The 22,170-nt window shown below is 70.6% G+C and carries 20 protein-coding genes and 1 riboswitch; of the genes, 1 reads left to right on the top strand and 19 read right to left on the bottom strand.

Features of this window, described 5'->3' with window-relative positions:
- Window positions 1-67: 67 nt before the first annotated feature.
- From ACIBK5_RS06465 to ACIBK5_RS06450, 4 genes are all read right to left on the bottom strand, one after another.
- A complete protein-coding gene (locus ACIBK5_RS06465; RefSeq protein WP_399016824.1) occupies window positions 68-853 on the bottom strand; it encodes an SGNH/GDSL hydrolase family protein in 786 nt (261 codons plus the stop codon).
- A gap of 145 nt (window positions 854-998) precedes the next feature.
- The gene (locus tag ACIBK5_RS06460; RefSeq protein ID WP_399016822.1) at window positions 999-1,715 is read right to left on the bottom strand and encodes a DUF6250 domain-containing protein; all 717 of its coding nucleotides are present in this window, start codon (window positions 1,713-1,715) and stop codon (window positions 999-1,001) included.
- 205 nt (window positions 1,716-1,920) lie between these two features.
- A complete protein-coding gene (locus ACIBK5_RS06455; protein WP_399016820.1) occupies window positions 1,921-2,859 on the bottom strand; it encodes a peptidoglycan DD-metalloendopeptidase family protein in 939 nt (312 codons plus the stop codon).
- 4 nt (window positions 2,860-2,863) lie between these two features.
- A riboswitch (cyclic di-AMP (ydaO/yuaA leader) is annotated at window positions 2,864-3,056 on the bottom strand.
- A gap of 294 nt (window positions 3,057-3,350) precedes the next feature.
- Window positions 3,351-5,426, bottom strand: a complete 2,076-nt coding sequence (locus tag ACIBK5_RS06450) for an alpha-galactosidase (protein ID WP_399016819.1) — start codon at window positions 5,424-5,426, stop codon at window positions 3,351-3,353.
- Between the two features lie 179 nt (window positions 5,427-5,605).
- Here ACIBK5_RS06450 and ACIBK5_RS06445 point away from each other — a divergent pair, with 179 nt between their 5' ends.
- Window positions 5,606-6,403, top strand: coding sequence for a tyrosine-protein phosphatase (locus tag ACIBK5_RS06445; RefSeq protein ID WP_399016817.1), 798 nt, complete (start codon window positions 5,606-5,608; stop codon window positions 6,401-6,403).
- A gap of 9 nt (window positions 6,404-6,412) precedes the next feature.
- Here ACIBK5_RS06445 and ACIBK5_RS06440 read toward each other — a convergent pair whose 3' ends face one another.
- From ACIBK5_RS06440 to ACIBK5_RS06370, 15 genes are all read right to left on the bottom strand, one after another.
- Window positions 6,413-6,532, bottom strand: coding sequence for a DUF6126 family protein (locus ACIBK5_RS06440; protein WP_399016815.1), 120 nt, complete (start codon window positions 6,530-6,532; stop codon window positions 6,413-6,415).
- Entirely contained in the window at window positions 6,529-7,134 is a 606-nt protein-coding gene (locus tag ACIBK5_RS06435; protein WP_399016813.1) for a helix-turn-helix domain-containing protein, read from the bottom strand. The genes ACIBK5_RS06440 and ACIBK5_RS06435 overlap by 4 nt, the downstream gene beginning before the upstream one ends.
- Before the next feature lie 72 nt (window positions 7,135-7,206).
- A complete protein-coding gene (locus ACIBK5_RS06430; protein ID WP_399016812.1) occupies window positions 7,207-8,622 on the bottom strand; it encodes an aspartate aminotransferase family protein in 1,416 nt (471 codons plus the stop codon).
- Window positions 8,619-10,514 (bottom strand): 1-deoxy-D-xylulose-5-phosphate synthase, encoded by a 1,896-nt coding sequence (gene dxs, locus ACIBK5_RS06425; protein WP_399016810.1) that lies wholly within the window; start codon window positions 10,512-10,514, stop codon window positions 8,619-8,621. The genes ACIBK5_RS06430 and dxs overlap by 4 nt, the downstream gene beginning before the upstream one ends.
- A 28-nt stretch (window positions 10,515-10,542) precedes the next feature.
- Window positions 10,543-11,700, bottom strand: coding sequence for a flavodoxin-dependent (E)-4-hydroxy-3-methylbut-2-enyl-diphosphate synthase (ispG, locus tag ACIBK5_RS06420; protein ID WP_399016809.1), 1,158 nt, complete (start codon window positions 11,698-11,700; stop codon window positions 10,543-10,545).
- Window positions 11,697-12,728: an adenosyl-hopene transferase HpnH gene (gene hpnH, locus ACIBK5_RS06415; protein ID WP_399016807.1), complete on the bottom strand. Its 1,032-nt coding sequence runs from the start codon at window positions 12,726-12,728 to the stop codon at window positions 11,697-11,699. The genes ispG and hpnH overlap by 4 nt, the downstream gene beginning before the upstream one ends.
- Before the next feature lie 5 nt (window positions 12,729-12,733).
- Window positions 12,734-13,375: a 1-hydroxy-2-methyl-2-butenyl 4-diphosphate reductase gene (locus tag ACIBK5_RS06410; RefSeq protein ID WP_399016805.1), complete on the bottom strand. Its 642-nt coding sequence runs from the start codon at window positions 13,373-13,375 to the stop codon at window positions 12,734-12,736.
- Window positions 13,375-15,408 carry a squalene--hopene cyclase gene (gene shc / locus ACIBK5_RS06405; protein WP_399016803.1) on the bottom strand — a complete coding sequence of 678 codons (2,034 nt, stop codon included), beginning with the start codon at window positions 15,406-15,408 and terminating at the stop codon, window positions 13,375-13,377. The genes ACIBK5_RS06410 and shc overlap by 1 nt, the downstream gene beginning before the upstream one ends.
- A gap of 122 nt (window positions 15,409-15,530) precedes the next feature.
- The gene (locus tag ACIBK5_RS06400; RefSeq protein WP_399017293.1) at window positions 15,531-16,595 is read right to left on the bottom strand and encodes a polyprenyl synthetase family protein; all 1,065 of its coding nucleotides are present in this window, start codon (window positions 16,593-16,595) and stop codon (window positions 15,531-15,533) included.
- Between the two features lie 74 nt (window positions 16,596-16,669).
- Window positions 16,670-18,082 (bottom strand): hydroxysqualene dehydroxylase HpnE, encoded by a 1,413-nt coding sequence (hpnE, locus tag ACIBK5_RS06395; RefSeq protein ID WP_399016801.1) that lies wholly within the window; start codon window positions 18,080-18,082, stop codon window positions 16,670-16,672.
- On the bottom strand, window positions 18,079-18,213 hold the full coding sequence (locus ACIBK5_RS06390; protein WP_399016799.1) for a DUF6380 family protein: 135 nt from the start codon (window positions 18,211-18,213) through the stop codon (window positions 18,079-18,081). The genes hpnE and ACIBK5_RS06390 overlap by 4 nt, the downstream gene beginning before the upstream one ends.
- Window positions 18,210-19,160 carry a presqualene diphosphate synthase HpnD gene (gene hpnD, locus ACIBK5_RS06385; protein WP_391112409.1) on the bottom strand — a complete coding sequence of 317 codons (951 nt, stop codon included), beginning with the start codon at window positions 19,158-19,160 and terminating at the stop codon, window positions 18,210-18,212. The genes ACIBK5_RS06390 and hpnD overlap by 4 nt, the downstream gene beginning before the upstream one ends.
- A complete protein-coding gene (gene hpnC, locus ACIBK5_RS06380) occupies window positions 19,157-20,059 on the bottom strand; it encodes a squalene synthase HpnC (protein WP_399016797.1) in 903 nt (300 codons plus the stop codon). Before hpnC ends, hpnD begins: the two co-directional genes overlap by 4 nt.
- A gap of 359 nt (window positions 20,060-20,418) precedes the next feature.
- Window positions 20,419-21,198: an ABC transporter ATP-binding protein gene (locus tag ACIBK5_RS06375; protein ID WP_382486345.1), complete on the bottom strand. Its 780-nt coding sequence runs from the start codon at window positions 21,196-21,198 to the stop codon at window positions 20,419-20,421.
- The gene (locus ACIBK5_RS06370; protein ID WP_399016795.1) at window positions 21,191-22,120 is read right to left on the bottom strand and encodes an ABC transporter permease; all 930 of its coding nucleotides are present in this window, start codon (window positions 22,118-22,120) and stop codon (window positions 21,191-21,193) included. Before ACIBK5_RS06370 ends, ACIBK5_RS06375 begins: the two co-directional genes overlap by 8 nt.
- Between the last annotated feature and the right edge of the window lie 50 nt (window positions 22,121-22,170).

Genomic DNA, 22,170 nt, shown 5'->3' with positions numbered 1-22,170 from the left:
CACCCGTGCCGCCCCTAGCGGCACGCATGCCCGCAGCTGGGGAGGGACGCCCCCACCGCGCGGGCGACTACGCCACTGAACCGATCCGCATCCTGATGTCCTCCGGCGACAGCGCACCCTTGGCCGTCACATGGTCCCCCGACGACTCCCCGCGCAACCGGCGCCCGATCCACGGCACCAGGAACTCGCGCGCCCAGTGGACGTCGTCCCGCCGGATGTCGAGGGTGCCGCGGGGCGGCAGTGGAGGCCACTCCTGCTCGGGGTCGGCCGGCACCTCGAGGCCGAGCACCTGACCCGCGCGGAGCGCCACGCGCGTGTGACCGTCGGGCGACAGGTGCAGCCGGTCGGAGTCCCAGGCCCGGCGGTCCTGGACACTGCGCAGGGACCACAGGTCGAGCACCGGGCAGCCGTACCGGTCGGCGATGGCCCGGACATGCCCGTTGTACGTGGCGATCTTGCCGCGCAGATGCCTGAGCACGGGCACGCGACGGGTGTCGAACCCGGTCGTCACCATCACCGTCCCGGCCACCGCCGCCAGCTGGGCGATGGCCTGCTCGAACCGCTCGGCCACCTCGTCCGGGTCGGTGCCGGGCCGGATGATGTCGTTGCCCCCGGCGCAGAACGAGACGAGGTCCGGGGCCATGTCGACGGCCCGCGGAAGCTGGTTCGCCACGATCTGGTCGAGGAGTTTTCCGCGTACGGCCAGGTTGGTGTACCGGAAGTCGCCTTCGGGCCTGCGGTCGGCGAGCAGCACGGCGAACCGGTCGGCCCAGCCGACGAACGCCCCGTCGGGGCCGGGATCGCCGACGCCCTCGGTGAAGCTGTCCCCCACCGCCACGTACGACCCGATCACTGCTCTGCTGTCACTCTTCGAATCGTCTGCCACAGCCGCTCATGATTCACCCTCGAATGTGACCTACGCGACCGTAGGAAGGGGTTGACGGGCGGTGAGATAAGCCACTCCTAAAGGGTTGGCCAACTCCGGAATAGGTCACCCCTCACGGACGTTCCGGGGTCAGTCGCCAGACCCGGAAGCCCGTGATCCGGAAGTGGCTCCACACGGTCCGGAAGGCGAAGTGCCCGCCCGTGTACGGCTGCGGATCGGTGTAGTCGAAGACGAGCCGCCCGTTGTTCCACCACCGCACCGTCGACCCGTCGGAGACGATCCGGACCCGGTTCGGCTCGCCCGGGACCAGCAGCGGCTCGGTGTAGTCGAAGATCAGGGGACGCACACCGGCCTGGCCCACGTAACGCCGCAGCCGGGTCGTGGTGTTGTAGTTGGCGCCGTACCCGGCGTAGTACGTCGTCAGATGGTCGTACTCCTCCAGCGCCCCGCCACGCGGCGTCGCGAAGAGGTCGCCCGGGGAGCGGACGTCGGTCGCGTTCCAGAAGTTGTTGAGGTCCGAGACCCGGTCGTTGGCCCCGCCCTCGGAGACGGGCGTGGCGGTGTACTCGAGGACGTAGGGCCCGTCGAGGCGCCGTCTGAACCAGACGGTCGCTCCGCCCGGAACGTCGATGTCCAGGACGCCGCGGGAGGCGGTGACGGACCCGCCGTCCTGGAGTTCGGTCGCCCACCGACCGAGGCCGTGGCGGAAGTCGTCGTGGGCGATGAGGCGCCGGTGCCGGGGTGCGGCGTTCGCGCTCCCCGTCGGGACGAGGGCCGCCAGCGCGGCTCCGGCCGCCACGGCTCCGAACATTCTGCGGGTGGTCGGCACGGAACACAGCTCCTTCAGAAAGCGCTTGCACTCACGACGGGATCACTGTGTCCCAACTGCCGCTCCCTGTCGATCCCTTGAGGGTCGACCCCGTGAGTCGATCGGCAGCCGCACACACCGAAGGCCGGACCCGGGGATCGGGGTCCGGCCTTCGGCTGCGTGTCAGGCAGGGGGTTGTGCGATCGGTCCAGGGTTGTGCGATCGGTCAGCCCACGGAGACGCCGTGCGAGCGCAGGTAGGCGACCGGGTCCACGTCCGAGCCGTAGTCCGGCGAGGTGCGGATCTCGAAGTGCAGGTGCGGTCCGGTCACATTGCCGGTCGCACCGGACAGGCCGACCTGCTGCCCGGCCGTCACGGTCTGGCCGGCCGAGACGGAGAGCTGGGACAGGTGGGCGTACTGCGCGTACTTGCCGTCCTCGAGCTGGATGACGACCTGGTTGCCGTACGCGCCGCCCCAGCCGGCGGAGACGACCGTGCCGGCGCCGACGGCCTTGAGCGAGGTGCCGGTCGGGACGACGAAGTCGACACCGGTGTGGTAGCCGCTGGACCACATGCTGCCGGACATGTGGTACGGGGTGCCGACGGCGGCGCCGTCCACCGGGAGGCTGAAGCCGGAGGCCTCGGCGGCCGGCTTGGCGGCGGCCGGCTTCGCGGCGGTGCCGCCCTTCGGGGACGACTCGGAGGCGGACGACTTCTCCGCCGCCTTCGGCTTCTCCGCCGCCTTCGGCTTCTCGGCCGCCTTGGGCGCGGACGACTGCGTCTTGGGCGCGCTCGCCGCCTTCTTGCCGACCGAGAGCTTGAGGCCCGGGTGGATCAGCGACGGGTCGGAGCCGACGGCGTCACGGTTGTCGCTGTAGAGCTTCTTCCAGCCACCGCTGACGTTCTGGTCGTCGGCGATCTTCGCGAGATAGTCGCCGGCCTTCACGGTGTACGTGTGGGCGTCCGCGGCCTTTTCGGCAGCCTTCTTCCCGGCCGCCGGAGCGGACTGGACGGCCTTTTCCGGAGCCGACTGCGGGGTCGCGGCGTGGGCACCGGCGGCGCCCATGAGCGGAAGGGCGAGGGCGGCCCCACCGGTTCCGGCGACGGCGATGGAGCGGGTGAAACGCTGGGACTTCGGGCGGCGATGCTTACCCTTCGCGGGCATGGCGAATTCCTCTCCGGCGCCTGCGAGGTGAGCTGTCGGGTGCGGGCTGGAGATGCCCGGCCGCGCCGAAGTGCGGCTGAACCCCAAGCCGTTCCGGGAACCGGAACAGGCGTCTTACCTGTGGGTCCCCCGCTCCTGCCATACACGGGTGAGTGTGTGGGGCTCCGGGCGGCGGCAGGATTAGGCGTCCGTCCGGATTGGTGTGGAACGTAAGCGACCGAGACGCAATGGGACAAGCTTGCGGTTGCCTGTGAGGGCGTTTTTCTTGACGCGTCGGCACATTTCCCGTCACCGAGCGTGGATTCCCGATCCCTGTTTCGCCTCAATGTCCCTGAATAACGCAAGAATTACGTGAACATGGCGACAACAGATCGTCACGAATATGACGATGGTCACGCACCCCGACCTCATCTCCTTTACGATCGGGGCACGTTATACCGAAACGCTTGAAGCGCCTTATTCACCCTATCCACTCGATCCGGACAGAACGGCTACTTCCGTCGAAGGCGGACGACCGCGGCATCCAGGTCCCCGCGCAGACCGACCCGCAGTCCGTGATGGGTAAGTACGGCCCCTCGGTGAACTTCACCCGTTTCGAGGCATTCGTACTCCGCTGCCGAGTCAAGACCCCGCAGCCGGAGCGCCGGAACAGGCTCGCCGTAGCGCTGCGCCTGGAGCCAGGCGAGGACGACGGTCTCGTCACCGAGTGCGTACTGCACCGCGCTCAGGCCGCCCTCCGGGGCCCGCAGCCGGTACAGGTCGCCGCGCTGCACCACGGGTCGGATCTCCTTGTAGAGGTCCACCCAGCCCCGCGCCTCGGCGAGCTCCTCCGCCGTCCACCGCGTGAGGTCGCCGCCCACCCCGAGCACACCGGCCATGGCACTGACGAACCGGAACCGCAGGGAGCTGGCCCGCTGGTTGAGCATGGCGTTCGGGCTGTCGGTGACCCAGGCGGCCATGACCCGGGCCGGATGGATCTGGCTGAAGCCGTGCTGGATGGCGAGCCGGTCGAGCGGGTCGGTGTTGTCGGACGTCCACACCTGGTCCGTGCGGCCCAGCACTCCGAGGTCGATCCGGCCGCCACCGCCCGAGCAGGACTCGAAGGCCACACCGGAGTGCGCCGCCCGCAGCCGGTCCAGCAGGGCGTACAGGGCGTGGACGTGGTCGACCCAGAGCCGCTGCGGGTAGGGGTCGTCCGGCCAGCCGGCGTCACTGAAGCAGCGGTTGAAGTCCCACTTGACGTAGTCGATCGGCGCGCTGGAGAGCAGCCCGTCGAGCTGCTCCCACAGATACTCCTGGACATCCTCGCGGGCGAGGTTCAGCACGAGCTGATTGCGGAATTCCGTCCGCTTTCGTCCTGGTTGGTACTGCACCCAGTCGGGGTGCGCGCGGTAGAGGTCGCTGTCCGCGTTGACCATCTCCGGCTCGACCCAGATCCCGAACCGCATGCCGAGGCCGTGCACATGGTCGGCGAGCGGCTTCAGACCGCCCGGGAAGCGGTCGGGGTTGGGGGTCCAGTCACCGAGCCCGGCCCGGTCGCTGGTCCGGGACCCGAACCAGCCGTCGTCGACCACGAACAGCTCGACGCCCATGGCCGCGGCCCGCTCGGCGAGCGCCCGCTGCTGCTCCTCCGAGATGTCGAACTCGGTGGCCTCCCAGGAGTTGAACAGCACCGGCCGGTCCCGGTCCGCGTCCGGAACGACGTGGGTCCGCTGCCAGGCATGCCAGGCGCGGCTCGCCCCGCCGAAGCCGCCGTCGCTCCAGAGCCCGGCGAAGACGGGGGTCGTGTACGACCCGCCCGCGCCCAGCGTCAACAGGCCCGAGTCGTCGTGTCCGGCCCCGCCGGTGATCTGCACGCGCGCGTCCGGGAGTTGGGCCACCGCGATCCGCCAGGACCCGGACCAGCCCAGGGCGCAGCCGTAGACCTCCCCGCGCTCCTCGGTCGCGTCGGAGTCGAGCGCGACCCACGGCAGATGCTGGTGGGAGGTGTGGCCACGGCGGCTGCCGATGACCTTCTCGCCGTAGGTGAGGGTGGAGCGCGTCAGCCGGGACTCGGCGCCCCAGCGGCCGTGCAGCTGGGACAGCCGCCAGGTGTCGCGGTCGGGCAGGGTCCAGGTGGCGGAGTCGGCGCGCAGCACCTCGACGTCCGGCCCGTGGTTCTCCAGGGTCACCCAGCGCTCGACGACATCGGCCGAGGAACGCATCCGGTAGTGCAGCGCGACGGCCAGGTCGCCGTCGCGGAAGCGCAGCCGCAGCTCGCCGCCCTCGGCGTCATGGCCCTCGTACGACCACTCCGTGCCGCGGCGCTCGGCGGTGCGCACGGACAGGGCGGGCCGGGCGAAGCGGGGGCCGCCCTCGACCGGGTACTCCTCGCGTCCGTCGAGCGGGGACTCGAAGGCCCAGTAGTCCGGCAGCGGCCGGACGGCCAGGGCCTCGGCGTCGGCGAGGCCGATCCGGGCACCCCAGTGCAGGTGCAGCAGCTCGTCCCGGTCGGTGACATGGACGGCGTAACTGCTGGCCGGCCCCGAGAGCACCCATGTACGACCGTCTTCGGAGATCTCCAGCATCAAGCCCTCACAGATTCGAACAAGCCCGACCAGGTGCGACCAGGCCCCAACATCATCAAGGGCTTCGGGGGCTTCCGGCAACGCCTGTGGACAACTCATTGCCCCTGGCAGGCATGTCGTATCGTCAGGTGGTGCCCGTCGACGAGCCGCGCCGACGGCACCGAGTGGGAGGAGCCCCCGTGACACAGCAGGTCCCCTCGACCGAACCCGAGCTGGCCGCAGTGCGCAACTTCCGTGATGTGGGCGGACTGCCGACCGTGGACGGACGGCGGGTGCGGCCGGGAGTGCTGTTCCGCAGCGGCCACCTCGCGCACGCGACCGGTGAGGACGCCGCCTTCCTGACCGGTCTGGGCCTGCACACGATCTTCGACTTCCGCAACGAGGCCGACCAGAAGCTCGAAGGGCCGGACGTCGAACTGCCGGGCGTGCGCAATGTGAACCTGCCGCTGAGCGACCCCGCCGACGGCGCCGAGTTCTGGAAGCTGGTCCGCGACGGCGACCTTGAGCAGCTGCGCGCGATCCTCTCGGACGGCAAGGGCGCGGGCCGGATGATCGCCTCCTACCGCACGATCATCAAACACCGCACCGCCGAGCACTCGAAGGTGCTGCACGCGCTCGCCGAGGACAGCGTCCCCGCACTGATGCACTGCGCGGCGGGCAAGGACCGCGCGGGCCTCTCCATCGCGGTGACACTGCTCGCGGTGGGCGTCGAGCGCGAGGCGATCGTCGAGGACTATCTGAAGTCGAACGCCAAGCACCGCCGCTACAAGGTGCGGCGCAGCGGCTCCGCCGACTCGGCCTACTCCCCCGAGGTCATGGAGCTGCTCAGCCCCCTGTTCGACGCGCGCGCCGAGTATCTGACGGCGGCCTTCGACACCATCGAGGAGACCTGGGGCGGCGTCGACGCCTATCTGGAGAAGGGGCTCGAGATCGCTCCGGAGACCCGCGAGCAGCTGCGTGAGCGGCTCCTCGACTGAGGCCAGGCCCTAACGGGCCCCGGCCTCGAACAGGAAGTACACGAACGCGGCGAAGACATGCCCCACCACGAGGTAGACGAACAGCCGCACCCACAGGGCGCGCGGGAACTTGTCCTCGATGTCGCTCAAGGCGTCTCTCCAGGGGTGGGGCCCAGGCACAGGGTGGCCGTCGGGCTCTGCATCAGGGTGTGGACGAACAGCAGCTCGACGCCGTCCTGGTCCTCGGCGGCGATCCGGTGCGGGGTGAGCGAGTCGAAGTGGGCGCTGTCGCCGGGCGCCAGCCGGTGCGTGGTGTCCCCGAGGCGCAGCCGCAGCCGGCCCCGCAGCACATGGAGCCACTCCTCGCCCGGGTGGACGCGCACGATGTCGCCCTGGGAGCCGTGGGGCACATGGACGCGCAGGGCCTGCATCCCGCGTCCGGACGCGCCGGCCTGCCAGTACGTCCAGCCGCCCGCCGTGGTCGGTTCCATGTCGGCCGCGCGGACCACGGCGTCCCGGTCGGCGACCGTCTCACCGAGCAGTTCGGAGACGGTCGTACCGTAGACGCGGGCGAGTGCGAGCAGCATCGGCAGTGAGGGCTGACGCTGTCCGGTCTCCAGACGGGAGAGGTGGGCGGGCGACAGCCCGGCGGCACGGGCCGCGGCCTCGAGCGTCAGGGAGGCCTGGCGTCGCAGCGCGCGCAGCTGTGGGGCTACGGCGGGCAGCTCACCGGGCTGTTCGGAGGAGCTCATGCCTCCATTCAGCCGGAGGCTTGCCCCTGCGGCAAATTTCTTGCCTCAGAGGCAAAAGCCGCGGTCCAGCGCCTACCGGTTGGCCACCGCCTGTTTGACCAGGGTCTTCCCGAAGTCCCACACCAGACCGCCGTTGTGCGCGTCGTCCATCACGGCGGTGAAGGCGTCGACGAAGCGGTCCACCTCCCGCTCGCCGATGATCAGCGGCGGGATCAGCTTGATCACCTCCATGTGGTCGCCGGAGACCTGGGTGAGGATCCGGTGCCGCTGGAGCAGCGGTACGACGACCATCTGCGCGAACAGTCCCTTGCGCGCGGCCTGGAGCATGGCCCAGCGGCTGCGCAGCTTCAGTGACTTCGGCCGGCCGAACTCGATGCCGATCATCAGTCCCCGGCCGCGGACGTCGGCGAGCATCTCGTACCGGTCCGTCAGTGCCGCCAGCCGGGACCTGAGCTGTTCTCCGGTGGCCCGGACGTTGGCCACGATCTGCTCGTTCTCCATCACCGACAGCACCGCGAGGCCCGCCGCCATCGCCTGCGCGTTGGAGCCGAAGCTCGCCGAGTGGACCAGCACCCGGTCCATGGACGAATAGACCTTCTTGAAGATCCAGTCCTTGCCGAGCGTGGCGCCGACCGGCACATAGCCGCCGGAGAGCGCCTTGGCCACGCACACCAGGTCGGGGTCCACGCCGTCCTCGTGCTGGTAGCCGTAGAAGTCGCCGGTCCGGCCGAGGCCGGTCTGCACCTCGTCGGCGATGAGCAGGGCCTTGTGCCGGTGCAGCAGCTCCTGGGCGGCGGGCAGATAGCCGGGCGGGGCCGCCAGTACGCCCTTGCCCTGGATCGGTTCGACGATCAGGGCGGCGACATCGCCCTTCTTCAGCTCCTTCTCCAGCGCGTCGAGGTCGCCGAGCGGTACGGCCGTGTCGGGCAGCAGCGGGGCGAAGCCGTCGCGGAATCCGGACTCGCCGTTCACGGAGAGGGAGCCGGTGGTCAGGCCGTGGAAGGCGTGCGCGCAGTACAGGATCCTGGGTCTGCCGGTGACGAACCGGGCGAACTTCAGCGCTCCCTCGACCGCCTCCGTGCCGCTGTTGCCGAAGAACACCCGGTCCAGGTGCGGGCTGTGCGCGAGCAGCTTCTCGGCCAGCAGGCCGGGCAGCGGCTGACAGTCGAACCGGGTGAGGTCGGCGAGCCCGGCGTCCAGGACGTCGTGCAGTGCCTTGCGTACGACGGGGTGGTGGCGGCCGATGCCCATCACCCCGAACCCGGCGAGCATGTCGAGGTAGTCGTTGCCGTCCGCGTCGTAGAAGTAGGCGCCCTCGGCGCGCTCGTAGACCTTGTCGAAGCCGATGGTGTGCAGCATGCGCGGGAGCTGGTGGTTGAGGTACCTGGTGTGCAGCTCGTAGCGCTCGGCCGCGCGCTCGGCCAGCAGCTTGCCGAGGTCGAACTCCCCGGCCTGCGACGACTCCGACGCGGACTCGGCGGTTGTCATTCCAGTGGCTCCTTGGACAGCTCTTGCGTGACGGCCAGGCTTCCGCTGATCCGTCCGGCGATCTCGACGGGTGTCAGGCCGATGTCGGCGAGCACCTCGCCGCGCTTGGCGTGCGCGAGGAACTGCTCCGGAATGCCGAAGCGCCGTACCGGTACGTCGACGTCGGCGTCGCCGAGGGCCAGCGCCACGGCGGAGCCGACCCCGGCGGCCCGGCTGTTGTCCTCGACGACGGCGACCAGACGGTGTCCGGCGGCGAGGCCCGGGAGCGCCGGGTCGACGGGCTTGACCCAGCGGGGGTCGACGACGGTGCAGCCGATCCCGCGGGCTTCGAGCAGTTCGGCGGCCTGGAGGCAGACGGGCGCCATCACGCCCACGGCCACCAGGAGTACCTGTGGCCGTGAGGAACGGTGCAGCACGTCCAGTCCGCCCACCCGGTCGAGCGCCGGGACCGACGGGCCGACGGACTCCTTCGGGAAGCGCAGCAGGGTCGGGGCGTCGTCGACGGCGACCGCCTCGCGCAACTGGAGCCGTAGCTGGTCGGCGTCCCGGGGCGCGGCGATCCGCAGGCCGGGGACGACCTGGAGGACGGACATGTCCCACATGCCGTTGTGGGAGGCCCCGTCGACACCGGTGACTCCGGCCCGGTCCAGGACGAAGGTGACCCCGCAGCGGTGCAGGGCCACGTCCATCAGGAGCTGGTCGAAGGCACGGTTGAGGAAGGTGGCGTAGACGGCGACGACCGGGTGCAGGCCGCCCGTCGCCAGGCCCGCCGCGGACACGGCCGCGTGCTGCTCGGCGATGCCGACGTCCCACACCCGGTCCGGGAACCGCTCGGCGAAGGCGCCGAGGCCGACCGGATGCAGCATCGCGGCGGTGATCGCCACCACGTCGTCCCGCTCCTCGCCGATCCTGACGATCTCCTCGCCGAACACGGAGGTCCAGGAGGGGCCGCCCGCCGGTGAGAGCGGCGCGCAGGTCAGCGGGTCCATGACGCCGACGGTGTGGAAGTGGTCCTCCTCGTGGGCGAGGGCGGGTTCGTAGCCGCGGCCCTTCTCGGTGAGGCAGTGGACGAGGACCGGCCCGTGGAACCGTTTCGCGCGCCGCAGGGCGGACTCCACGGCCCCGATGTCATGCCCGTCGATCGGACCCACGTACTTCAGGCCCAGGTCCTCGAACAGGCCCTGCGGGGCGAAGGCGTCCTTGAAGCCCTTCTTCGCGCCGTGCAGGGCCTCGTAGAGGGTGTGGCCGACCAGGGGCGTGCCCTGGAGCACGTCCTTGCCCCAGGCCAGGACCCGCTCGTAGCCGTCGGTCGTGCGCAGGGTGGCGAGGTGGTTGGCGAGGCCGCCGGTGGTGGGGGCGTAGGAGCGTTCGTTGTCGTTGACGACGATGATCAGCGGCCGGTTCTTGGCGGCCGCGATGTTGTTCAGGGCCTCCCAGGCCATGCCGCCGGTCAGGGCGCCGTCGCCGATGACCGCGACGACATGGCCCTGCTCCCCCTGCACCTGGCGGGCCTTGGCCAGCCCGTCGGCCCAGCCGAGCGCCGTGGAGGCGTGGCTGTTCTCGATGACGTCGTGCTCGGACTCCTCACGTGAGGGGTAGCCGGACAGGCCGCCCTTGCCGCGCAGTTTGGAGAAGTCCTGCCGTCCCGTCAGCAGCTTGTGGACATAGCTCTGGTGGCCGGTGTCCCACAGGATGCGGTCGACCGGAGACTCGAAGACCCGGTGCAGGGCCACGGTGAGCTCCACCACGCCCAGGTTGGGTCCCAGATGGCCGCCGGTCCTGGCGACCGCGTGCACCAGGAACTCCCTGATCTCGTCGGACAGTTCACCGAGTTCCGCCTCGGACAGCGCCTTCAGATCGCGTGGTCCCCGGATGCTCTCCAGAATCGTCACGTCGGGCCCCCTTCGAATGCCGTGCTGTTCAGCTCACGGAGACGGCCGGCTCCCCCGGGCCCGTGCCGTCCTGCTCCATCTGCTCGGCGATCTTCATCGCCTCTTCGATCAGCGTCTCGACGATCTTCGACTCGGGGACGGTCTTGATGACCTCGCCCTTCACGAAGATCTGCCCCTTGCCGTTGCCGGAGGCCACCCCCAGATCGGCCTCCCGCGCCTCGCCGGGTCCGTTGACCACACACCCCATGACGGCGACGCGCAGCGGCACCTCCATGCCCTCGAGCCCGGCCGTGACCTCGTCGGCGAGCTTGTAGACATCGACCTGGGCGCGTCCGCAGGACGGACAGGAGACGATCTCCAGCCTGCGCTCCCTCAGCCCCAGGGACTGCAGGATCTGGATGCCGACCTTGACCTCCTCGGCCGGCGGGGCCGACAGCGACACCCGGATCGTGTCGCCGATGCCGCGCGACAGCAGCGCGCCGAACGCCACCGCCGACTTGATCGTGCCCTGGAACGCCGGGCCCGCCTCCGTCACCCCGAGGTGCAGCGGGTAGTCGCACTGCTCGGCGAGCTGCCTGTACGCCTCGATCATCACGACCGGGTCGTTGTGCTTGACGGAGATCTTGATGTCCCGGAAGCCGTGCTCCTCGAACAGCGAGGCCTCCCACAGCGCGCTCTCCACCAGCGCCTCCGGGGTCGCCCTGCCGTACTTCTGGAGCAGCCGCCGGTCCAGCGATCCGGCGTTGACGCCGATCCGGATCGGGGTGCCGTGGTCCTTGGCGGCCTGCGCGATCTCCTTGATCCGATCGTCGAACTGCTTGATGTTGCCGGGATTGACGCGGACGGCCGCGCAGCCCGCCTCGATGGCCGCGAACACGTACTTCGGCTGGAAGTGGATGTCCGCGATCACCGGGATCTGCGACTTGCGCGCGATGGTCGCGAGCGCGTCCGCGTCGTCCTGGGTCGGGCAGGCGACCCGGACGATCTGGCAGCCGGACGCGGTGAGTTCGGCGATCTGCTGCAGAGTGGCGCCGATGTCCGACGTACGGGTCGTCGTCATCGACTGCACCGACACCGGGGCCCCGCCCCCGACCGCCACCGGACCGACCTGGATCCGGCGCGAGGCGCGCCGCTCGGCGATCGGCCGGGCCGGCACCTCGGGGACACCCAGCGAGATGGCGGTCATGGCATCTGCTCCCGGTTCCCGGAGACCGTCTCGCGCAGGGCGCGCAGGGACTCCTTCAGCGATCCCATGGTGGCGAGCACGGCGGTGGGCTCGTAGCCGCAGTGCGCCATGCAGTTGGCGCAGCGCGGGTCCTTGCCGCGTCCGTACTTGTCCCAGTCGGTGTCCTCGACCAGCTCCCGGTACGTCGGCACGTACCCGTCGCTCATCAGGTAGCAGGGGCGCTGCCAGCCGAACAGCGAGTAGTTCGGGATCGCCCACGCGGTGCAGGGGAAGTCGACCTTGCCCTCCAGGAAGTCCAGGAAGAGCGGGGAGTGGTTGAGCCGCCAGCGCCGCCGGTTGCCGCCCGCGAAGGCCTTCTTGAACAGCTCGCGGGTCTGCTCCACGCCGAGGAAGTGCTCCTGGTCGGGGGCCTTCTCGTAGGCATAGGCGGGCGAGATCATCATCTCGTCGACCCGGAGGTCGTCGTTGAGGAAGTTCAGCACCTCGATGATGGTCTGCGGGGTGTCGGTGTTGAAGAAGGTCGAGTTGGTGGTCACCCGGAAGCCGCGCCGCTTGGCCTCCTTGATGGCCTCCACGGCCTCGTCGAAGACGCCCTCCTTCGCCACCGACTCGTCGTGCCGCTCGCGCAGCCCGTCGATGTGCACCGCGAAGGCGAAGTAGGGGGAGGGCTTGAACTTGTCCATCTTCTTGCGCATGAGCAGCGCGTTGGTGCAGAGGAAAACGTACTTCCGCCTGGCCACCAGCTGACGCACGATCTCGTCGATCTGCGGGTGCATCAGGGGCTCGCCACCGGCGATGGACACCATGGGGGCACCGGACTCCAGCACCGCTCCGACCGCCTGCGCGACCGGCATCCGCTGCTTGAGCACCCCGGCCGGGTGCTGGATCTTGCCGCACCCCTCGCACTTGAGGTTGCAGGCGAACAGCGGCTCCAGCTCGACGATCAGCGGGAACTTGTCCCGCCGGCGGAGCTTCTGTTCAGCCAAATATGTAGCGACCTTGATGGACTGTCGAAGCGGCATGGCCATCTGGCTCACCTCCTGGGGAGCAGCAAGGAACGGTGCCATTCGAAGAAAGCGGGAAGGACGGAACGAAGGACACGGAAAGCTGATATTCCACCGCGCACCGTGCCGATCCGGACGAGTTCATGTTCTGGAGCGTCCACGACCACCCGGACGGCCGCAACCGGGCGCTCGCCCGCGCGTACGGCGCTCAGGAGCGTGACGGCGGATTCCATGTCGACCGCGATCGCGCCGGTGGCGCGGAGATCGGACCGTTCGGGACCGCGTACGACGTGGTCGGAGCCGCTGAGAGGCCCGGTGTGCACGGTCCGCCCGGGCACGGCCCGGGCCAGCTCCTTGACCAGCAGCTCGGTCCCGACGCAGGCGGTCGTGCCCCGCGGGTCGCGGGTCTCCTCGGCGACGACCAGGTCACCGGGGTGCATGCCGGGCGCGAGGCCCGCGCAGAAGCCGGTGGCCAGGACGGCGGCGTCGCGCAGGGCCGGGCCGGCGAGCATCCGGGTGACGGACCGCTCGGCCGCCGCGGGCCCCATGCCGGTGCGCAGCACGGTGACCGGCCCGCCGGCGCCGCCTCTCTCGCCCGCCCGCAGGGCGAGCTGCTCGATGCCGAGCGCGCAGGCGATCAGCAGCGGGACCGGGGCGGGCGGGGTGCTCATCAGCTCCCCTTGGCCTCGGTGAACGGCCTCCCGGCCGCACCGCTCCCGTGGTGCCGGTCGGCGAAGGGCTCCCCGTGGACGTACCGGCCGAGCGCGGTGAGCGGGAACACCTGCCGGTAGAGGTGGTAGTTGATCGAGAAGTCCCACGGGAAGCCCGTCCCCGTGAAGTAGGGCTCGTCCCAGGAGCCGTCCTCCCGCTGGGTGGCGGCGAGCCATTCGACGCCGCGTTCGACGGCCTTGGAGTCCCGCTCCCCCGCCGCGAGCAGGGCCATCAGGGCCCACGCCGTCTGGGAGGCGGTCGAGGCGCCCTTGCCGCTCCACTCCTTGACGTCCTTGTAGGAGCGCAGGTCCTCGCCCCAGCCGCCGTCGTCGTTCTGGACCGACTCCAGCCAGGTCACCGCCCGCCGGAGCGCCGGGTGCGCGGCGGGGAGGCCCGCGGCCACCAGGGCGGGGACGACGGATCCGGTGCCGTAGACGTAGTTGACGCCCCAGCGCCCGAACCACGAGCCGTCCGGCTCCTGTTCGGCCAGCAGCCACTCGATGCCGCGCCGGGTGCGCGGGTGGTGGGCGAGTCCCTCCACGGCGAGCATCTCGACGACGTGCGCGGTGACGTCGGCGGAGGGCGGGTCGATGACCTCGCCGAAGTCGCAGAACGGCAGCCGGTTCGGGAACGGGCTGGTGTTGTCGACGTCGAAGGCGGCCCAAGCGCCGTTCCTCGACTGCATGCCGAGGGTCCAGCGCATACCGCGCCCGATGGCCTTGTCCAGCTTCTCCGGGTCGTGGTGCGTGATCCGGCGCAGCGCGAGGATCACCTCGGCGGTGTCGTCGATGTCGGGGTAGTTGTCGTTGTGGAACTCGAACGCCCAGCCCCCGGGCGGCAGTTGGGGCCGCTTGACGGACCAGTCGCCGGGTCTGACGATCTCCTCGCCCAGCATCCAGTCCGCGGCCTTCACCAGCTGGGGGTGGTCGGCGGGCAGTCCGGCGTCGACGAGCGCGATCGCGGCGAGGCAGGTGTCCCAGACCGGGGACTGGCAGGCCTCGATCATCCGGGCCCCGTCCTCGCGCCACACGGCGAAGCGGTCCAGGGATGCCAGGCCCTCCCGCATCACGGGGTGCTGGAGGTCGTAGCCGAGCAGGTGCAGGGCGATGATCGAGTACACGGCGGGCGGCTGGATCCCGCCCCAGCAGCCGTCGTTCTCCTGCCGTTCGACGATCCAGCGGGCGGCGCTGTTCATGGCGGCTGCGCGCAGCCGGCGCGGGGCGACCTTCCGCAGGGCGTGCAGGCCCTTGTCCATCCGCTGGAAGGCGCCGTCCCAACTGGCCACCGGGGCAAGGGGCTTGGCGGGGTTCGGGGCGGCCGGGTCGGTGTGCAGCTCGTCGAGGGGGAAGGGCGCGGGGCGTACCGGCCGCTTCGCGGAGACGATCGTCAGGGGGACTATCGTCTGCCGGGCCCAGCAGCCGAAGTCGTAGATGTTGAGGGGCGCCCACTTCGGGAACCAGATGAGTTCCGGCGGGAGTTCGGGCAGGTCCTCCCACTTCCACCAGCCGAACAGGGCCAGCCAGATCCGGGTGAAGACCCGGGCCTCGGCGACGCCGCCCTGCTTCCGGATCCAGGCCGAGGCCTTCGCCATGTGCGGCGCGTCCGGCGCGTCACCGGCCAGGCGTAGGGCGACGTAGGCCTCGATGCTGGCGGAGAGTTCGCCGGGGCCGCCGTAGAAGGTCGCCCAGGCGCCGTCGTCGCGCTGTTCTCCGCGGATGAAGAGGGCTGCGGCCCGGGTGGTCTTCTCGTCGCGGATGCCCAGGAACTGACGGAGCAGCAGGTCCTCGGCGTCCATCGTGACGTTGGTCTCGAGGTCGCCCTTCCACCAGCCCTCGGCGTCCTGGCGGGAGAGCAGGAAGTCGGTGGCGCGCCGGGCGGCGCGTGCGGCGGCTTCGGGTACCCCGGCCGCCGCGGGGATGTCGGTGTCGTGTTCGCTGGCCGCGGCGGCGCGGGGTGGCAGGGCCCCGGTGCTTCCGTCGGTCGTCGCTGTCATGGCTTCCCCTTCGTGCAGTGGTGCAAGGTGTGCAGCTGCTGTGGGTCCGCCGTCGGCCGGTGCTCCGTGCTGTCTCGCGGCACCGGCCGGCGACTACGCGAGGGCTATTCGACCGATAGTGATCATCTCTTTCGTACGACGACGAAGTCGGCGAGCGCCGCGAACTGGTCCCGCACCCGGTCGGGCATGTCGACGGCGTCGAGGGCTTCGATGGCGATGGTGTGCTGACGGCGTGCCTCGTCGGCGGTCCACTCGCGGCCGCCGGCCTCTTCGATGAGGGCGGCGCGGGCCGCGAACTCCTCCTCGGAGAAGTTCTCGAAGTCGCTCGCCTTGGCGTCGGCGGCGAGGATCTCGCCGAGCCGCTCGGAGGCGGAGCCGCCCGCCGCGAGGGCGGCCACGACCGGCAGCGACTTCTTGCGCTGACGCAGGTCGCTCCAGGTCTGCTTGCCGGTGGAGACCGGGTCGCCCCAGATGCCGAGGAGGTCGTCGACGGCCTGGAAGGCGAGGCCCAGGTGGTAGCCGTACTTCTCCAGTGTGTCGGCGGTGCGGTCGTCGGCGCCGCCGAGCACCGCGCCGATGGAGCTGGCGGAGGCGAGCAGGGCGCCGGTCTTGTTGCCCTCCATCTCCAGGCACTCCTCGACGGTGACGCGGTCGCGGTGCTCGTAGGAGATGTCCTGGGCCTGACCGTCGATCAGGGCGCGGCTGGCGGTGGTCAGACGGCGGGTGGCGCGGCCGGCCTCGACGGTGCCGAGTTCGAGGAGCACCTCGTTGGCGAGGGCGAACAGGGCGTCGCCGACCAGGATGGCCTGGGCGGGGCCGTGCACCTTCCAGACCGTGTCACGGTGACGGCGCTGTTCGTCGCCGTCCATCAGGTCGTCGTGGAGGAGGGAGAAGTTGTGGACGAGTTCCACGGCGACGGCGCCGGGGATGCCGGTCTCGGGGGCGGCGGACATGACCTCGGCGGAGAGCACCGCGAGTGCGGGGCGTACGGCCTTGCCGCCGTCCCCCTCCGTGGGCCTGCCCTGGGCGTCGATCCATCCGAAGTGGTAGGCGGCAACAGTGTCCATGGGAGGTGCCAGGCGGTCGATGGCCGCCCGCAGTACCGGCATGGCCAGGGTCCGGCCGCGCTCCAGGAGCGCGGCCACGTCCACCGCGGTCTCTCGAGCGGCCTTCGAGGCCGGGGGCACAGTGGGCACAGTCTCTCCTCTTGTTGCGGTACCTGAGGTGCGGGGGCCGCCTGCCGTGTGGTGCTGATCGAGCGTCACGCCGCCTCCTCGAACTCGAAGAGGTGCCGTGGGCGGGGCCGGCCCAGGGCGCCCAGCACGGCGTCCGCCGCACCGACGCCGCTGCGGACCGCACTCTCCATGGTCGCGGGCCACCCGGTGGCGGTCCACGCTCCGGCCAGGTAGAGGCCGGATGCCTTGGTGCGGGCGCCGGGCCTGAGGCGCCCGACGCCGGGGGTGGGAGCGAAGGTCGCGGTGCGCTCCCGGGTGACGAAGAAGTCCTTCACCTCGGCGCCGCGGGTCAGGGGCAGCAGCCGCTCCAGCTCGGGCAGGTACCGCTCGCGCAGCACGGCCACGGGCTCGTCGATCTCGTCCTGGGCCGCCGACTGCGACAGCGCGAGGTACTGCCCCTCGCGCAGCCCGGAGGCCTCGGTGCGGTCGAAGACCCACTGCACCGGGGAGCCGAGGGCGGTGAAGAACGGCCGGGCGAGCACCTTGCGGTCGTACACCACATGGACGTTGAGGATCGGCGCGGTGCCGATCCGAAGGAGCCGCTCGGGGGCGTCAAGCGCGCCCTCGGGCAGCAGGTCGTAGGCCTCGCGCTGCGGTACGGCGAACACCACGGCATCCGCCTCCAGCGTCTCGCCGGGAACCTGGACGCTCCAGCCGCCGTTCGTGTTCCCGGCGACGGAGGTGACGCGGGTACGGAGCTCGGTGCGGACGCCCGCGGAGTCGAGCGCCTTGCGGGCCAGCCGGTCGTGCAGTTCGCCGAGCGGGACATGCGCCCAGCCGATGTCGGCCGCGCCCGGGTCGGACAGCAGGCCGGTCTTGAACACCATCGCGGCGAGCCCCAGGGAGGCGTCGCCCGCGACCGCGTTGAGGGTGGCGACCCCGACCAGGTCCCACAGGGCCTCGACGGCGCGCTCCGACTGGCCGTGCGCGGCCAGCCAGCTGCCGAAGTCCTGTGCGTCCAGGGCCGGATCGGCGAGGTCGAGTCCCTTGAGCGCCAGCGCGGCCCGGCCCACCTTGGCGCGGTCGGCGAGCGACAGGTGCGGGTAGGTGGCGAGGCTGCGCCCCAGATGCAGGGGCACGGGCAGCGCGTCGCGCCGCAGCCTGCCGAGCCGGCGCCCCTCGGGCCGCGCGACGTCCAGGACGGGTACGTCGAGCCGGTCCTGCAGCGGAGCCAGCGCCGCGCCCTCGATGCGGTCGAGGAACCAGCGGTAGGCCGTGCAGCAGCGCAGGTACACATGCTGTCCGTTGTCGACGCTCAGACCGCCGCGCTGGAAGGAGAAGGCCAGTCCGCCGAGTCTCGGCCTGCCCTCCAGCAGCGTGACACGCACTCCGGCGTCGGCGAGCGCGAGCGCCGTGGTGACACCGGCGAGCCCGCCGCCCACCACGACGGTGTGCCGCCCGTCCGCGACCGGCCCCTGGGACCGCGTGCCGTGGGTCATCGCGCACCCTCCCCTGCGCGGCGGCCGTGCGGCTCGAACGACGCACGGCCGGCCATCTCAGTCAGGGACGCCGCCCCGCGCCGGAGGGTTGCCCGCCGCTTTCCGCCGACGGCGGCACCTTTGTCCGTCACGCACGCCTCCTGACGGCCCGTCGCGTCACATGCCGGGCGTCCAGGCCGGACAGGCCGCGTACGGCGACGTACGCCTTCTCCCGGCCGGGGAGGGAGACGCGGCCGCGCAGCACGGCCTCCGGGTCGCGCTCGATGCGGTCGAGGAGGCGGCGGTAGATGCCGGCCATGGCGGCGACACAGGCACCGCTGCGCCGGTCGAGCATGGGGAGCAGCCGGTAGCCCTCGGCGAAGAGAGCGCGGGCCCGTCGCACTTCGAAGTGCACGAGGCCCGCGAAGTCGGAGCCCTCCGGTGGCCGCGGCCCGCTGAAGCCGGCCGAGCAGCCGAACTTGGCGAGGTCGTCGGCGGGCAGGTAGGTGCGCCCGCCCACGGCGTCCTCGCGGACGTCCCGCAGGATATTGGTGAGCTGGAGCGCGAGACCGAGCGTGTCGGCGTACTCGGGCGCGCGGTCGACGCCGCGTGCCCCCGGCTCCGTGCCGAACACACCGAGCGAGAGGCGTCCGATGGCGCCCGCGACACAGCGGCAGTAGACCTTCAGGTCGTCCCAGGTCTCGTAGGTCTCGCCGCGGACGTCCATCAGGACACCGTCGATGAGCTCGTCGAGGCCGCCCAGCGGGATCGGGAAGGCCCCGGCGGCGTGCGTGAGCGCGACGGCGACGGGGTCGATGTCGTCCTCGTCGACCTCGCCCTCCCGGATCCGGGTGAGCAGCGCCCGGGTCTCCTCCATCCTGGCGACCTTGACGTCGTGGGCGAGCGCGCCGTCGCCGATGTCGTCGACCCGCCGCGAGAACGCGTACAGCGCCGACATCGCACGGCGCTGAGGCGTCGGCAGCAGCCGGATGCCATAGGCGAAGTTACGAGCCTGCCGCCCCGTGACGGCCTCGCAGTAGCTGTAGGCGGCGAGTACCGGTGGGGACGCGTGTGGTTCCGGCTCCACGGTCCGGATCACCCCTCTCCTCGCAGAGTCACGCCCACCTCACGCAGCAACCGGACCTTGCCGGGCTCGGGCGGGCCGGGAAGTACGTCGTATTCGGCGGCGGCGATCGCGTGGACGGCCGCCCTTCCCCCTGCCACGAACCCTGCGAGCAGCAGCTTCAGCCTGCCGTGGACGCTACCCACCAGGGGGGCGCCTTCATTCAGGAGATCCCGGGCCCTTTGCGCTTCATACGCAATCAGCGCACGGACCGACGCTCCGGCAGATTTCGTGGCGAGGTCCGTCTCCTGGACGTGAAAACGCTTCATGTCGGCGGCGGGCAGGTAAACACGGTCGCGGCCGAGGTCCTCGGCCACGTCCTGGAGGTGCTCGACGATCTGCAGGGCCGTGCAGATCATGTCGGAGCGGCGGATCCGCTCGGGCGTCGAGGTGCCGGTGACGGCGAGGACGAGGCGGCCGACGGGGTTGGCGGAGAGCTCGCAGTAGGCGAGGAGGTCGTCGTAGGTCTCGTACCGGCTGACCAGTTGGTCCTGGCGGTTGGCGGCGATCAGGCCGAGGAACGGCTCCGGGGTCAGCGAGCAGCGGCGGACGGTGGGCTGGAGGCGGCGCAGCAGGGGGTGGCGCGGGGTCGAGCCGAAGACCCTGCGCAGGTCGGCCTCGAAGGCGTCCAGCAGAACCAGCCGGTCCTCGGCGTCCTGCGGGGACACACCGAGCAGCCGGGCGTCGGCGCCACCGGGGGCCAGGTCGCCGTCGCCGATGTCGTCGACCAGACGGGCGAAGCCGTAGACGGCCATGAGGTCGGTGCGCCAGGCCCGGGGCAGGAAGAACGGGGCCACCGGGAAGTTCTCGCCCGCGGCCTTGTCGAGGGTGCCGCGCTCCGGGTCGAGGGCGCGCGCCGTGCCGGTTCCCGTCACCGCCGGCTGCCCGGCGCGGGGACGGCACGTGCTGCGTGGAGCTGGGGAGTATCCGTAGCCATCGCCGTCACATCTCCCGTTCTACACTGCCGACCCAATACACACTATTTCGGACACGCCGCCCAGCCGTCCGCACGGCTGCCCGACGGGCGGTGTCGCGCATTATCGCCCTGATTGCCGTGTTTCGGGACCTGTACAGCTTACGTTGTACAACGTGTCGCGGTCCGCCAGGGTGTCCCGCACATCACGAGAACACACCGATTGGCCCCAAGCTTCCTGAGATGGACCGGAGTTGACGTTTCCTTTGCAGACGCGGGGCCCCGCCGGAACAGTTGCGGCGGGGCCCTGGCCTGTTCGGGCTACTTGCCCGTGAACTTCTCGTACTCCTTGAGCACCTCGTCGGTCGGGCCGTCCATCCGCAGCTCACCGCGCTCCAGCCACAGGACGCGGTCGCAGGTGTCGCGGATCGACTTGTTGTTGTGGCTGACCAGAAACACCGTGCCGGCTTCCTTGCGCAACTCCCGGATGCGGTCCTCGGAGCGCTTCTGGAACTTGCGGTCACCGGTGGCCAGGGCCTCGTCGATCATCAGGACGTCGTGGTCCTTGGCCGCGGCGATGGAGAAGCGGAGCCGGGCCGCCATGCCGGAGGAGTAGGTGCGCATGGGCAGGGTGATGAAGTCGCCCTTCTCGTTGATGCCGGAGAAGTCGACGATCTGCTGGTAGCGGTCCTTGATCTCCTCGCGGGACATGCCCATGGCGAGCCCGCCCAATATGACGTTCCGCTCGCCGGTGAGGTCGTTCATCAGGGCGGCGTTGACGCCCAGCAGCGAGGGCTGGCCGTCGGTGTAGACCTTGCCCTGCTCGGCGGGCAGCAGCCCGGCGATGGCACGCAGCAGGGTCGACTTGCCGGAGCCGTTGGAGCCGATCAGGCCGATGGCCTCGCCGCGGTAGGCGACGAAGGAGACGCCGCGAACGGCGTGCACCTTGCGGACTCCGCGTTCCTCGCCGCGCTTGAGGATGCGGCTGAGCGCGGCCGTGGCGCTGCCCTTGCCGCTCTTGGCGCCGTTGACGCGGTAGACGATGTGCAGATCGTCCGCGACGACGGTGGGGATCCGCGCGTCCTGCTTCTGCTCAGCCACGGCCGTACCTCTCCTCCGCCTTCCAGAAGTACACGAAACCGCCGATGGCGATCAGCACGGCCCAGCCGCCCGCGGCCGCCCACACGTGGTCGGGCAGGTAGCGGGAGCCGTAGTCGTCGATGAGGGAGAAGCGCATCAGGTCCATGTAGATCGCGGCCGGGTTCCACTGCAGGACGTTCGAGATCCAGGCCGGCTTGGACTCGAGGAAGATCGGGATGGAGAACATCACACCCGACGCGTACATCCAGGTCCGCATCACGAACGGCATCAGCTGCGCGAGGTCCGGGGTCTTGGCACCCGCCCGGGCCATGATCAGCGCGAGGCCGGTGTTGAAGCAGAACTGCAGGACGAGCACCGGCACGATCAGCAGCCAGGACAGGTCCGGGTAGTGGCCGAAGCCGATCGTGATGGCGAACAGCACGATCATCGAGAACAGCAGCTGCTGGAGCTGCTGCAACGCGAAGGAGATCGGCAGGGAGGCGCGCGGGAAGTGCAGGGCGCGGACCAGGCCGAGGTTGCCGGAGATCGCGCGCACGCCCGCCATCACCGAGCTCTGCGTGAAGGTGAACACGAACACGCCCGTGACCAGGAACGGGATGTAGACCTCGCGGCTCATGCCCCGGTCGGCTTCCAGGAGCATGCCGAAGATGAAGAAGTACACGGCCGCGTTCAGCAGCGGTGTGGCCACCTGCCACAGCTGGCCGAGCTTGGCCTGGCTGTACTGGGCGGTCAGCTTCGCGCGGGAGAAGGCGAGGATGAAGTGCCGCCGGTCCCAGAGCTGACGGACGTACTCGATGAGGGACGGCCGGGCGCCGCTGACGCTCAGCCCGTGCCTGGCGGCGAGTTCCTTCGCCGTGAGTCCCTCGTCGGGCGCCGCGGACGCGCTCACCGCGACCGTGGCATCGTGCGTTGTCTCACTCACTAGTGGAAACTTTCGTCTTCGAGATGCGTGGCCTGTGCGGGCCTGCATGA

The organism is Streptomyces sp. NPDC050546 (assembly GCF_044457425.1).
Lineage (GTDB): Bacteria > Actinomycetota > Actinomycetes > Streptomycetales > Streptomycetaceae > Streptomyces.
This window is presented reverse-complemented; position numbering and strand designations above follow the sequence as displayed.